Origin of the sequence: Haladaptatus halobius (assembly GCF_020618475.1) — an archaeon.
Lineage (GTDB): Archaea > Halobacteriota > Halobacteria > Halobacteriales > Haladaptataceae > Haladaptatus > Haladaptatus halobius.
Window position 1 is genome coordinate 757,481 of sequence record NZ_CP085336.1, and the last position, 13,385, is coordinate 770,865.

12 protein-coding genes are annotated in these 13,385 nt (G+C 65.3%); 9 read left to right on the top strand and 3 right to left on the bottom strand.

The window, feature by feature from the left end; translation table 11 throughout:
* Positions 1-266: 266 nt before the first annotated feature.
* Positions 267-1,409, top strand: a complete 1,143-nt coding sequence (locus tag LIW51_RS20640; protein ID WP_227376893.1) for a TIGR00341 family protein — start codon at positions 267-269, stop codon at positions 1,407-1,409.
* On the opposite strand, the gene LIW51_RS20645 is transcribed toward LIW51_RS20640, so the two are convergent.
* Positions 1,375-2,550, bottom strand: a complete 1,176-nt coding sequence (locus LIW51_RS20645; RefSeq protein WP_227376894.1) for a hypothetical protein — start codon at positions 2,548-2,550, stop codon at positions 1,375-1,377. The two genes, LIW51_RS20640 and LIW51_RS20645, sit on opposite strands and share 35 nt — an antisense overlap.
* A gap of 168 nt (positions 2,551-2,718) precedes the next feature.
* On the opposite strand from LIW51_RS20645, the gene LIW51_RS20650 reads away from it, so the two are divergent.
* From LIW51_RS20650 to LIW51_RS20665, 4 genes are all read left to right on the top strand, one after another.
* Positions 2,719-3,894: an ABC transporter substrate-binding protein gene (locus LIW51_RS20650; protein WP_227376895.1), complete on the top strand. Its 1,176-nt coding sequence runs from the start codon at positions 2,719-2,721 to the stop codon at positions 3,892-3,894.
* A 260-nt stretch (positions 3,895-4,154) separates the two neighbouring features.
* On the top strand, positions 4,155-5,267 hold the full coding sequence (locus tag LIW51_RS20655; protein ID WP_438267377.1) for a FecCD family ABC transporter permease: 1,113 nt from the start codon (positions 4,155-4,157) through the stop codon (positions 5,265-5,267).
* A complete protein-coding gene (locus LIW51_RS20660) occupies positions 5,267-6,061 on the top strand; it encodes an NAD(P)/FAD-dependent oxidoreductase (RefSeq protein WP_227376896.1) in 795 nt (264 codons plus the stop codon). The genes LIW51_RS20655 and LIW51_RS20660 overlap by 1 nt, the downstream gene beginning before the upstream one ends.
* Entirely contained in the window at positions 6,058-6,921 is an 864-nt protein-coding gene (locus tag LIW51_RS20665) for an ABC transporter ATP-binding protein (RefSeq protein ID WP_227376897.1), read from the top strand. The genes LIW51_RS20660 and LIW51_RS20665 overlap by 4 nt, the downstream gene beginning before the upstream one ends.
* Before the next feature lies 1 nt (position 6,922).
* Here LIW51_RS20665 and LIW51_RS40465 read toward each other — a convergent pair whose 3' ends face one another.
* A complete protein-coding gene (locus LIW51_RS40465; RefSeq protein ID WP_497007402.1) occupies positions 6,923-7,171 on the bottom strand; it encodes a DUF7979 domain-containing protein in 249 nt (82 codons plus the stop codon).
* 303 nt (positions 7,172-7,474) lie between these two features.
* Here LIW51_RS40465 and LIW51_RS20675 point away from each other — a divergent pair, with 303 nt between their 5' ends.
* Entirely contained in the window at positions 7,475-8,674 is a 1,200-nt protein-coding gene (locus LIW51_RS20675; RefSeq protein WP_227376899.1) for an MFS transporter, read from the top strand.
* An 8-nt stretch (positions 8,675-8,682) separates the two neighbouring features.
* Here the strand turns inward: LIW51_RS20675 and LIW51_RS20680 are convergent, their stop codons facing one another.
* Positions 8,683-9,795 carry a M24 family metallopeptidase gene (locus tag LIW51_RS20680; RefSeq protein WP_227376900.1) on the bottom strand — a complete coding sequence of 371 codons (1,113 nt, stop codon included), beginning with the start codon at positions 9,793-9,795 and terminating at the stop codon, positions 8,683-8,685.
* 121 nt (positions 9,796-9,916) lie between these two features.
* Here LIW51_RS20680 and LIW51_RS20685 point away from each other — a divergent pair, with 121 nt between their 5' ends.
* From LIW51_RS20685 to LIW51_RS20695, 3 genes are read left to right on the top strand one after another with little or no spacing between them, the layout of a single operon-like run.
* Complete coding sequence (locus tag LIW51_RS20685; RefSeq protein WP_227376901.1) at positions 9,917-11,251, top strand: AI-2E family transporter; 1,335 nt, start codon at positions 9,917-9,919, stop codon at positions 11,249-11,251.
* A 26-nt stretch (positions 11,252-11,277) separates the two neighbouring features.
* Complete coding sequence (pdhA, locus tag LIW51_RS20690; protein WP_227376902.1) at positions 11,278-12,339, top strand: pyruvate dehydrogenase (acetyl-transferring) E1 component subunit alpha; 1,062 nt, start codon at positions 11,278-11,280, stop codon at positions 12,337-12,339.
* Positions 12,329-13,297 carry an alpha-ketoacid dehydrogenase subunit beta gene (locus tag LIW51_RS20695; RefSeq protein WP_227376903.1) on the top strand — a complete coding sequence of 323 codons (969 nt, stop codon included), beginning with the start codon at positions 12,329-12,331 and terminating at the stop codon, positions 13,295-13,297. The genes pdhA and LIW51_RS20695 overlap by 11 nt, the downstream gene beginning before the upstream one ends.
* The last annotated feature ends 88 nt before the right edge of the window (positions 13,298-13,385 follow it).

The following is a 13,385-nucleotide window of genomic DNA, read 5'->3' on the forward strand; positions in this document are numbered from 1 at the left end:
GTCGGCTATCGCGCACCACTCTTAATGATTCCCGTTCGGCCGAATCGTAACGAAAATCGAACGTCGTTTGTCCGTAACACTATCGAAAACCGCACAGAACGTTTTTCAATCCCCGGTCGGTTGTCTCCGGCCATGCGTCTTATCCAGATTCTCGTCCAGGACGACTGTCGGGACGAGGTGCTCTCCATCCTCGACGATGAGCACATCGACTACGTGCTCACGCGCGAGGAAAGAACGGGGACGATTCCGCCGTCGTCCAGTTCCCGGTGCCGGCGCAGGCAGTGGACGGCGTACTCACCGACCTTCGAGACGCCGGACTGGACGACAGCTACACCGTCGTCGGAAGCGTGGAGACGGCGAAGACGCCGAACATCGATGAACTGGAGAACAGGTTCGTCAAGGGAAACGACCAGGACGACAGCATCGCCACCGAAGAGATTCGGACGAAAGCCATCGGCATGAATCCGAGTCCGCTCACCTACTACACGATGACCGTCCTGTCGGCCATCGTGGCGACGGCGGGACTGCTCCTCGACTCGCCCGCCCTCGTGGTCGGGTCGATGGTCATCGCCCCGCAGGTCGGTTCGGCGATGACGACAAGCGTTGGCCTCGTGTTGAACGACAGCCACATGATACGCGACGGGCTGCGTTCGCAGGTGCTCGGCCTCGCCGTCGCCATCGTCGGCGCGACGGTGTTCGGCTGGGCGCTCAAGTCGGCGCAGTTCATCCCGCCGGCCCTCGACGTGATGACAGTGAACCAGATAAGCCAGCGCGTTTCGCCGGGCTTCCTCTCGCTCGTCGTCGGCCTCTGCGCGGGGGCGGCGGGCGCGCTCGGCCTCGCAACTGCCCTGCCCGTCTCGCTCGTCGGCGTCATGATCGCGGCGGCGCTCATCCCCGCCGCCGCAGCGGTCGGAGTCGGTCTCGCGTGGGGGTCGCCCGTCGTCTCGTTCGGCGCGTTCGTCCTGCTAGTCGTGAACGCCATCTCCATCAACGTCACCGGCGGGAGCGCGCTCTGGGCGCTCGGCTATCGGCCCGAAAACGGGACGAAGCTCCGCGAGGCCGCGCCGACGCTCGCCGCCATCGTCGTCCTCCTCGTCTCGTTCGTGGGTGCGGGCGGGATGATGGCCCAGCAGATGCAGACGGAGAACACGGTCAACGAAGAGGTGCAGAAGGTGCTCCAACAGGAGCGGTACCGGGAACTCGAACTCGTCAAGGTGCAGGTTGAGTTCGACGACATGGGACTCGTGGACGACAGGCAGCAGGTCACCGTGCTCGTGAGTCGCCCGGCCGATACGTCGTATCCGCGGCTGTCGCGGAACCTCGCCGGGAAGATTTCGAAGCGACTCGGCGGGCGGACGGTGGTCGAAGTGGAGTTCACGGAGCGCCAGCGGTCGGTGGCGCGAACGTGAAGCCGTGTTCGTTTGCGATGCGATAGGCCGCCGTCCCCCAGATGTAATCCTCGCCGGGCCACCACGTCCGGGCGTTGTTCAACCCGCCGACGATGACGCCTGAACCCGGATTCTCGGGGTCGGGGCGGTAGTTGACGCTTCCGCTGTCGCCGTCGACCATGTCCGACTGCGACCCCCACTTCAGCTGACCGCGCTTGCACACCTTCCCGTAGGCGCAGGTCATCCCGTCGATGGCCTGGATCGTGCCGGACGTGTGGCCGGTGTTGGGCGTGACTTTCTCCATTTTCGCGCCGCGAGCTTTGAGTTCGGCGAGCCCCTCGCGGGAGAACCGTCCGACGACGGCCGATGGTGACGCGCCGCGGATCTCGCTCGTCGGTCGAAAACCATTCACCGGGTCGATTCGAACGAAGTCGTCGAGCTGATAACCCCGTCGAACCTCGCCTATCTTCCGCGCACCGCCGCTCCCGAAGAGGAAGAACGGTTCGCCTCGATATCGCCCGCCGTCGCCGCCGTAAACGTGATTCGACGTGGCGAAAAACGGCGTCTCGCCGTCGTACATCGCGGGAGCCAGCGTCCCGGAGGCGTCCCGATTGGAGCACGTGACGCCGCCCGGAACGCGCTTTCCCGCGACCGTCTCGTCAGAGGAACGGTCGGTCGATTCGGAAATTTCCGGTTCGACGCGGGTCACTTCGACCGGCACGTCGCCCACGGACTCCGGAACCTCGCCGCCGGCCTCGTCGTCGGTCACGTCCACAGCGACCGCGGCGTTTCGCCCGCCGAACTCCCCCGGAACGACGGCGCTCCCGACGACGCCAAGACGGAAGTGCGAGCCGAGTCGTCGATGGGCGTCGAACGCTGCCTGCAAATCCGCGAACCAGTCCGCCGGAACGGTCGTCGTCCGTGGTTCGACTCCTTTCGAACTCGAATCGCGGTCGTCCGGAGTTCGGACGTGGCCGTACACGAGCGGAACTTCGTCGCGGCCCGCCGCCAGCACGTCGTCGGGCGTGAGCAGGCCGGCCATCGAGCCGAAACCGACCCCTGCGAGCGTCGAAACGAACCGCCGCCGTCCCATCGTCGAGAGTCGTCTGTCGATCGCCGAGCGTACCGCTGGCCGCTTTCCAGTGTCGTCTTGTTCCCCCATCGTCTCGTTTCCCCGTTCCCACTCGTCGTACGATAGGGAGGTACTTGAGCTTAGACCGTCACGTTCTTCGGGTGACGGGAAAAATTATCGACCTGTCACCCGAGAGGTTTTAGGGTTGCCGAAAAATAGGAAGGTTTACGTGTCTTTAGGTGAGCCTAAAACGTGAACATGGTCGCAGACGAGTCGAAAACCGTCACCCGGCGACGCTTGCTCACAGGTTGCGGCGTCGCGGGTGCGTCGTTGCTCGCCGGCTGTACCGGCGGAAACGGCGACGGTTCGAAACAGACGACGGATGGTAAGAACGGTGGAACCGGAACGAGCGAAACCGGCGGTACCACCGCTCAGTCGGGGCCGTACTCGGTATCGATGGAGCCGGTCGGGAAAGTCGAGTTCGAGTCGGTGCCGAAGAAGTGGGTCGCCAACAACGGCAGTTGGGCCGACATGGGCGTCGCGCTCGGCGTCGAACCGCCCAAGGCGGTGTGGCTGACGAGCCGGTATCACACCCAGTACTACGACGAGATTCCGGGCGTCTCAGTCGATGCCAGCAAGATGACCGACCTCTATCAGGACGGCGTCAGCAAGGAACTGTTCTACGAACTGAGCGCGGACGTGCACGTAATCGACCCGAACTTCCTGATGAACCGATTCAAGGGCTGGAAGCAGTCCGACGTCGACGAGATCAGCAAGCGAGTCGGTCCCTTCTTCGGAAACAGCATCTTCTCGCACGGCTATCAGTGGCACAAGGACTACCGCTACTACTCGCTCTACGAGGCGTTCGGAAAGTTGGCGAAGGTCTTCCAGCGCACCGACCGATACAAGGCGCTGGCGTCGCTGCACGATGAGTTCCAGACGAAGCTCGGATCGGTCGTCCCGTCGAAGAAGCAGAAACGGCCGGAGGTGGCGATTTTGTGGGCGAGCGGAAACGAGCCGAAATCCTTCTCGCCGTACCTCATCTCGGAGGGGACGAGCTTCAAACAGTGGCGCGACCTGAAAGTCCGCGACGCGCTCGCCAACACGTCGGTTCGAGATTTCCACAGCAATCGCGGCGAGGTCGACTTCGAAACGCTACTCGAAATTGACCCGGACGTGCTCCTGCTTCGCGGGCACGAACAGCAGACGAAAAAGGAGTTCCAGAACACCGTCGTTTCGTTCATGGAGAGTCACACCGTCGGAAGCAAACTCACGGCGGTGAAGAACGGCGACGTCTACCGCGGCGGGCCGCTCTACCAGGGACCCATCACGAACCTCGTCGTCACGGAGCGCGCGGCGGAGCAGGTGTACGACGTCTCGAAGTCGCTGTTCGACCGCAAACGGGTCGGCGACATCGTAAAGGGCAACCTCTGACCGACGACCGCCGTCGGTGAGCGGCGAATCGACTTCCGAACGGCGCGAGCACGGTAGGCATCTCGCTCGCGTCGCCGATATCGTTTCCGTGTAGAAGCAGCGCAACGAACCCGTATTCTCCTTCGACAGCGTGCGAAATGAGGGATTTTCGAATCCGGTGGCAAAACCAAAGCTCTTATTCAGAGTTAGGGCGACCTAAAACCCGAAGGGGTCGCAACGCGAAGCCGAATCGGATTCACTCCGGCGTCGGATTCGAAGCGATGACACGAGTACACATGATGGAGGATTTCGAGACGGGAATTCGGAAGACGTTCGACGGGTCGCTCGCGGCGCTCGTACTCGCGAGTATCTGCATCGTCGTTTTCGGCGCACTGATACAGGTCAGCTTCGGAGCGTACTCCACGACGCTGGCGCAGGCGTGGAACGCGGTGTTCGACCCGAAGGTCGTCACCAATCCCGAGGTGCTGTCGGCGCTCCTGTTCGGGAACGAACTGCCACGGAACGTCAGTCTGAGCGACGAGACGACCATCATCTGGAGCATCCGGCTCCCCCGCGTCTTCGTCGCCGTTCTCGTCGGCGCGAACCTCGCAATCTCGGGGGCCATCTTCCAAGCCGTGACGCGAAACGAACTGGCGAGTCCGTACATCCTCGGCGTGAGCCACGGGGCCGGGCTCGCGGTGTTGCTCACCCTCGTCGTCTTCAGCGGACTGTCACTCTTCCTGCCGGTGTTCGCCGCGCTGGGGGGCATCGCCGCGTTTCTGGTCGTCTACGCCATCGCGTGGAAGGGAGGCACAAGTCCGATTCGGCTCGTGCTGGCGGGTTTCATCGTCGGCACGATCTGCTACTCGTTCCAGCGGGGACTGTTCTTCTTCGCGCAGGACATCGGCGTCGTCCAGACCGCCCTCGCGTGGACGACGGGTTCGCTCACCGGGGTCGGGTGGGAGCAGGTGCGGATCATCCTCGTTCCGACGCTGTTCGTCGTCCCGGTCGGACTGCTGGCGTCGCGCCAGTTGAACCTCCTCCTCCTCGGCGAGCGAACAGCCAGGTCGTTAGGGATGTCGGTGGAGCGTGTCCGGTTCGCCCTCTCGGCGCTGGCTATCCTCGCCGCGAGCGCCGCCATCTCCGTCGCCGGAATCGTCAGCTTCGTCGGCCTCATCGTCCCGCACATCGTCCGAAACGTCGTCGGAACCGACTACCGGAAGGTCGTCCTCGGCTGTCTGTTCGTCGGTCCCGCGCTGGTGGTCGGCGCGGACGTGGGCGCGCGACTCGCACTGAATCCGGTGCAGGTTCCGGTCGGAATCGTGACGGGGCTGGTCGGCGGTCCGTACTTCCTCTATCTCATGCGGAAACGAAAGAAACTGGGTGAACTCTGATGACGGAGCGAACGACGAAACGAGACGTGGTGATCGTCGGCGGGGGCGCGTCCGGTCTCTCCGCCGCGATATTCGTCGCGCGATACGACCTCGACGCGCTGGTGTTCGACGGGGGCTGTGCGGCGATTCGCCAGTGTGCACACCTCGAAAACTTCCTCGGCTTCCCCGGCGGCGTTCCCCCGGAGACGTTCCTCTCGCTCGGTCGCGAGCAGGCCGAACTGGCGGGCTGCGAGATAGTCGAGGACACGGTCGTCGAGGTCGCGCGAACCGACGACGGTTTCATGGTCGAGACGCGCGACGGGCGGGAGGTCGAAACGAGACGGCTCGTGGCCGCCTCCGTCTACGACGACGAGTACCTCGCCCGGTTCGCGGACGAACTGGACGCGAACCGGGACGGTCGCACCGCGGTCGACGGGCTGTACGTCACAGGCTGGCTCGCGGAGGAAGCGGAGCACCAAGCCATCGTGAACGCGGGCGACGGAGCGCGGGCGGCACTGGCGCTCGTCCGCGACGTTCGGCGCGAAGAGGAGGGACTCTGGGAGGAGGTCGCCGACTACTACTACGACTGGACGGTTCGAGACGGTCGGTACGGCGGCGCGGAGTTCGAAGACGGAATTGCCGAACTCGTCGCGGACGGCGCACCCCCGGACGCGACCGCGGAGGACGAACGGCGAATGCGCGAACGGCTCCGGTGCGAGCATCTCGCGCTGGAGATAGACGACGCCGAACGCGAGCGACGCGCAGAGCGCGGACGACGCCTCGTTCGAAAACACGTGGATGAGATAGAACCATGACGGAACGAATCTCGGACGGCGGAATGGTCGTCGAACGCGAATCGGAGGAACGGGAACTGGAAGAACGGGAAGTCGACTCCAGCGAACTGCTCGGCAAAGAGCTCGAAATCGGCTACCCCGACACCGACGAGCCGGTCGTCGAGTGCGAGTCCATCGTCATCCCCGCGGGCGAGATAACTGCCCTCGTCGGGCCGAACGGGAGCGGGAAGAGCACCCTGCTCAAGGCGCTCTCCCGGGAACTCGACCCCGAGAACGGGACGGTTCGACTCGACGGCGAGGACGTGCGGACGCTCGGGACGAAAGCCCTCGCTCGGAAACTTGGGCTGCTCTCGCAGGAGAACGAGTCGCCGGGGAATCTGACCGTCGAAGAGCTCACCCACCACGGGCGCTACCCGCATCGGGGGTTCTTCGATTCGAGAACCGAGGACGACCACGAGGCGGTCGAGCGCGCCCTCGAACTCGCGGGGGTCACGCACCTCCGGGCCGAGGAGATGGGCAGTCTCAGCGGAGGGCAGCGACAGCTCGCGTGGATAGCGATGGTACTCGCGCAGGACACCGACGTGCTGTTGCTAGACGAGCCGACCACGTACCTCGACCTGCGCCACCAACTGCGCGTGCTGGAGGTCGTCCGGACGCTCGCGCGAGAACGGGGATTGACCATCGCCATCGTCCTGCACGATATCGCGCAGGCGGCCCGCTACGCCGACAATCTCGTCGCCCTGCGCGACGGTGAACCCTACGACTGGGGACCGCCCGGCGAGGTCGTGACGGAGGAGTTGCTGGCCGACGTGTTCGGCGTCGAAGCGGCCGTCGGCGTCGGGCCGGAGGGGCCGGTCGTGACCCCGAGACGACCGTTGTGAGTCAGGCCGGAACGAGTTCGAGGGAGTAAGTAGAACTGCACTCGGCGTTCGGCCCGTGGTTCCCGACGGCGACGACGATTTCGTAGGCGCGACCGTCGTACCGGACGACGGCATCGTCGGGATTTTCGAACTCGTCCAACAGCGCGATCGACTCGCAGGTCGCGTACTCGCCCCGCTCGTACGCGATTCGAACCTCCTTCCGCGCCTCCGCGGGCAGGTCTGCGTAGGCAACGCCCTGACGATCTCCGATGGCGGACCCAAGACAGCCGGCGACCGAGAAGAAACCGACAGGGCGAGGAGTTGGCGGCGGCGCATGGTTCCACGTATCGGTCTATCGAGAAAACCGTTCGGAAGGGTGAAACGACCGTTTGACGGAGCGCGTCGAATCGAACCGGTTGGACTCGACCGACTCGGCTTTCGTCGGGTTCGTCGGTACCGATTCGAGAGGCTCTCGGCCCCACCGCTGTTCGACGCAGCACCGTGAACGAAGTCCGTAATTGTACCCCGTGTTATATTTTCGTCGACGAAGTACGTCGTTGCAGACGGGGTGGACATGGCTCGGAATCGTCTCCGTTCTTCCCGGTGGGGGTTCGTCGCCGCCGTCGTCGTAGCCGTGGGGGCGGCGGGAACGTACCAGTACGCGTGGCCGGTCATCCGCGGCCCGCTTAGCGCGCAGGCCGGGGCTTCCGAGACGGCCACCGGGACGATATTTTCGATACTGATCGTCGCGCAGACGCTCACCGCCTTCCCCGGGGGATGGATACGCGACCACTGGGGGCCGCGGATTCCGCTCTTCGTCGGCGGCGTTCTGCTCCTCGCCGGATTCAGCGGCGCCGCTCTCGCACCGACGTTACCCGCGCTGTACCTCTGGTTCGCCCTCGGCGGTTCCGGCGTCGGAATCGTGTACGATATCGCGGTGAACACGCCATCGCGGTGGTTCGAGAAGCGGCGGGGGATGGCGACCGGCGCCGTGAGCATGGCGTTCAGCGGAACGAGTTTCGTCCTGATACCGTTCATCCGTCGCGGCGCCGAGTCGGCCTACGTCCCCACGCTATTGGTGTTGGCCGCCGCAGCAGGGGGAACCTCGCTCGTCGCTGCCGCTATCCTCAGAGACCCGGATACGGACGCGCAGAATCCGGTGCGAGCGTCTCGAACGGACGCCGCAACCGGTTCCGCTATCACGTGGCGAACGATGGTTCGGACGCGTCGGTTCTGGTTCCTGTACGCCGTGTTCGTCGTCGTGAACGGCGTCGGTCTCATGCTCATCGAGAAAGTGGTTGTGTACGCGAACCAACTCGGACTCTCGTCGACGGCCGCGACCGCCGCGGCCTCGCTCGTCGCGCTGGGTCAGGCGATGGGCGTTCTCGTTCTCGGAACCCTATCCGATCGGCTCGGGCGCGAGCGAACGCTAGTCATCTCGTTGGTGTTCTGCGGAGTCGCGCTCGCCGCGACCGTCGTCGCCGGGCGACTCGCGCTCGACTGGGCGTTCGTCGCGTTCGCGGGAATCACCATGTTCTTCCGAAGTCCCTCGTTCGCTATCATGCCGGGTCTCGTCGGTGAGTACTACGGCGAGGCGTACTCGTCGGAGAACTACGCGGTGCTCCTCACGGCGAAGCTCTGGGGCGGGATCTTCGGCGGAACCGTGACGAGCGTCCTCGTCCTCGATATCGGATGGTCGGTGACGTTCCTCGTCGCCGCGGGACTCGCACTCGGTGCGGGAGTCGCCGCGCTGTGTGCGCTTCGAACGCGGTGAGACGCCGTTCAGAGCGCCCGCCACGTCCGCGGGGAATCGTTCAGTCGCTCGCGGCCGTCCTCCGTGACGACCACCAGATCCTCGATTCGGACACCGAACTCGCCGGAGAGGTAGACACCGGGTTCGACGCTGAACACCATGCCGGGTTCGAGTTCGCGGTCGTTGCCGGAGACGATGTACGGGCCTTCGTGAACGTCCAGCCCGACGCCGTGGCCGGTTCTATGGATGAACTGCTCGCCGTAGCCGTACGACTCGATGACCTCGCGCGCGGCGCGGTCGACCGATTCGGCGGTGACGCCGGGTTCGACCGCCTCGACGCCCGCCCGTTGCGCGTCGAGGACGGCGCGGTGAACCCTGTCGAACTCCTCGGGCGGCGTTCCGGCGAACACGACGGTTCGGGTCTGGTCGCCGGGGTAACCGTCCACGAACGCGCCGAAGTCGAGGACGACGGGGTCGCCGTAGTCGATTCGCCGGTCGCCGTGGCCGTGGTGGGGTTTCGCGCCGTTCGGGCCGGAGCCGACGATGGTGTCGAACGCCGGTTCCTCGCCGCCCGCCTCGGCGAGGCGAGTTTCGATCTCCCCGGCCAGTTCGCGCTCGGTCATCCCGATGGCGTCCTCGCCGAGTTTTCGGATTTCGACGCAGACCTCGTCCGCGAGTTCGCCGGCGCGGCTGAGCGTCTCGATCTCCGATTCGTCTTTCCGCATCCGGAGGGGTTCGAGCACTTCGCCGGCGAGGCCGAAGGTCGCCTCCGGCAGGGCGCGCCGCAGGTCTTGGGTGAACAGCGCCCACATCGTGTCGTCCACGAGCAGGTGCCCGCCGCGGAGGTCGAGGTCGTCGGCGACGGCGGAGACGAGGTCGAGGGGGTCGTCGCCGTCGCTCCACGTTCGCACGTCCGCGACCCACGACTCGTCGGCTATCTGCTCGCCGTACATGTCCGGAACGACGAACACGGGGTCGCCGTCGGCCGGGACGAACAGGAGGAGGTGTCGCTCGCCGGGGTGCTCCCGAAATTCGGAGACGTAAAAGAGGTTCGTGCTCGGAAACAGGACGGCCGCGTCCGCGTCGACCGCTCGGAGTCGCCGTCGACATCGTCGAGTTCGTTCCGCGAAGACGTTCGGCATCGGCCTTCACGTCGCGCGGGAGAGGTAAAAATCCCCCTCTCGCGGTCGGGGGAGAATCTACAGTCGTTCTGACCACGCGACCCGCCCCGAGTGATTTACCTTCGAATCGCGTACGGACGGTATGGGCGGGGAACTGGGACTGCCGCGGAGTCGGTCGCGTCTCGCGTGGTGGGTCGTCGGAGGCGTCTTGGGTATCGCGGTGCTGTTCGTCCTCTACGCGTTCGTCGGAACGGTCGTGCTCGGCCTGTTCATGTACTACGCGACGCGACCGGTGTACGAGAGGATGGCGCGGCGGCTCGACTTTCCGGGGGTAGCCGCGGCCGCAGCGCTGCTGGCGGTCGCGCTCCCGGTCGTCGTCCTCGTCGCGTACGCGATCGCGGTCAGCGCGTCGGAGGTCGCCGCCATCGCGGGCGAACCGCTGGCGGAGTACGAGGGCGTCCTCCGACCCTACCTCGACCTCTCCTCGCTGCGGCTGCGCCCACAGCAGATGCTCGATTTCGTCCGTGCGAACCGAGAAGAGTGGGTCCGCTTCGGCGGCCCGGAACTGCTCGGGGGTGTCGTGAACGCGCTCGCCGCGTTCGGAACCGCGCTCTTACAGTTGTTCGTCGCGCTGGCGCTCGCGTTCTACCTTCTTCGGGACGACGACAGACTCGCTCGGTGGTTCGTCCGCGACATCGCCGACGAGCGGAGCACCGCCTACGCCTACGCGGCGGCGGTCGACAGCAACCTCCGGACCGTGTACTTCGGGAGCATCCTGAACGCGTTCGTCGTCACGCTCGTCGCCGCCGTGGCGTTCAATATCGCCGATTTCGTCGCGCCGCCCGGCCTCTCCATCCCCCTCCCGACGTTGCTCGGCCTGCTCACGGGTATCGCCAGCCTCGTCCCGGTCGTCGGGACGAAACTCGTCTACCTCCCGGTGACGGCGTACCTCGTCGCCCGCGCCCTCGGTCGAGGGGTCGTCTCCCTCTGGTTTCCGATCGCGGTCGTCCTCGTCTTCGCGGTCGTCGTCGACCGCGTAACCGAAGTCGCCGTTCGACCGTACTTGACCGACCGCGAACTGCACGGCGGACTGATGCTGTTCGCGTACATCTTCGGACCGCTCCTGTTCGGCTGGTACGGCATCTTCCTCGGCCCGCTGTTGCTCGTCCTGCTCGTCCAGTTCGGCCGAATCGTCCTCCCGAAACTGATTCGAGGGGAGCCGATTTCGACGCCACCCGCCGGACGTGAGAAAGCGTCCGGGACGAACGACGACGGAACGGAGAACGAGGGTGACGCGACCGAGAAGGCGGGTAACTCGCCCGAAAGAGAAAGAAGGGGCGGGAAAACCGAGAGCGGAGGTGTCGGAAGGGAAGACGAGGACGGGAACGAAGGCGACGAAGGCGAGAATGAAGAGGACGGTATCGAGTCGGTTCCACCGACCGAGAGCGACGAGGACGGAGGCGGCAGTTCAACCTAAGTGGGAGGCCGTCGTACGACGGTGTCATGCCGCGAAACCGGGTCGCGGAGTTCGATATCGATTTCGTCCAAGCGCTGGACGCGGAGGGGACGGTCGATACGGATTTCGTGCCAGATATCGGCGACGACCAGCTTCGAGAGATGTACCGGCAAATGAAACGCGCGCGGCGACTGGACGAGCGAGCCATCGCCCTCCAGCGGCGCGGGGAGATCGGAACGTACGCGCCGGGTATCGGGCAGGAAGGAACGCAGGTGGCGAGCGCGATGGCGCTCACCGACCGAGACTGGATGGTACCTTCGTTCCGTGAACAGGCCGGGTTTCTGGCGCGAGGGATACCGCCCGAAGCGATCCTCGAGTACGCGATGGGGATGGAAGAGGGGGCGGAGATTCCGGAGGGACACCGCGAACTGCCGCCGTCGATTCCGGTCGGGAGTCAGGCCCTCCACGCCGCGGGAATTGGGTGGGCGGAGACGATTCGCGGAGCGGACAGCGTCGCACTGACGTTCTTCGGCGACGGGGCGACCAGCGAGGGCGACGTGTACGAAGCGACGAACGTCGCAGGTGCGCTCGACGCGCAGGTCGTCTTCGTCTGCCAGAACAACCAGTACGCCATCTCGACGCCGCGGACGAAACAGACCCGCGCAGAGACGCTGGCGCAGAAGGCGATAGCCGCAGGCATCGAAGGCGTGCAGGTCGACGGGAACGACGTGTTGGGCGTCTACTCGGTCGTCACCGACGCCATCGAGAGCGCGCGGGGCGGCGACCCCGTCTTCGTGGAGGCGATGACCTATCGGCGGTCGATGCACACGACGGCGGACGACCCTTCCGTCTACCGAACCGAGGACGAGGAACGCGAGTGGGAGACGCTCGACCCCATCCTTCGCTTCCAGCGGTACCTCGAAAGCGAAGGCGTCCTCTCGGCGGACGACGTCGAAGGGATCGACGCCGAAATCGAGGACGAACTCGCGGACGCCATCGAGGCGGTGCGAGAGACGACGGTAGAGTACGCCGACATGTTCGAGTTCGTCTTCGCGGAGACGCCACCGACCATCGAGCGACAACGGGAGGCGTTCGAGCGTGGCGAATGAACTACGCCTCGTGGAGGCGATTCGGACGACCTTGCGCGAGGAGATGGAACGCGACGATCGGATGGTCGTCTACGGCGAGGACGTCGGCGTCGACGGCGGCGTCTTCCGGGCGACCCAAGACCTCATCGACGAGTTTCCCGAGCGAGTGCACGACGTTCCGCTGGCCGAGTCGGCCATCGTCGGGATGGGTGTCGGACTCGCGGCGGCGGGGATGAATCCGGTTCCCGAGATACAGTTTCAGGGCTTCATCTATCAGGGGTTCCACCAGTTGCAACAGCACGCCGCGCGGATTCGCAGTCGCACCCGCGGTCGGTACAACTGCCAGATGACGATTCGGACGCCCTACGGCGGCGGTATCCGAGCGCTCGAACACCACTCCGAGAGCTTCGAGGCGGGGTTCGCACACATTCCCGGCCTCAAGGTGGTCGTTCCGGCGACCCCGGCGGACGCGAAGGGACTGCTAACGGCCTCGATACGCGATCCCGACCCTGTCGTGTTCTTCGAACCGACTCGGCTCTACCGCGCGATGCGCGAGTCGGTGCCGGAAGGCGACCACGTCGTGCCCCTCGGCGAGGCGGAAGTCGTGCAGTCGGGCGAGGACGTGACCGTCGTCGCGTGGGGATCGATGCGCCGAGCGGCGCTGGACGCGACGACGAGCGTCGATGCCAGCGTCGAAGTCGTCGACCCTCGAACCATCTCGCCGCTCGATTCGGACGCCATCGTCGAGTCGGTGAAGAAGACGGGGCGCTGCGTCGTCGTCCACGAAGCGCCGCGAACGCTCGGCGTCGGGGCAGAAATCGTCGCCCGAATCAACGACGAGGCGTTCTACTACCTCGAATCACCCGTCCAGCGCGTGACGGGGTACGACGTGCCGTACCCCTTCTTCGCTCGGGAAAGCGCGTACCTCCCCGACGCCGAGCGAATTGAGAGAGGTATCGAACGGGCGCTCGCGGGGTGACTGCCCGTCGCTCGCGTACCTCTCTCGGTGTGGCGGAGAGACGGTGACTCAAACGCGACGCGATTTCGAACATCTATTTCGACAGTAG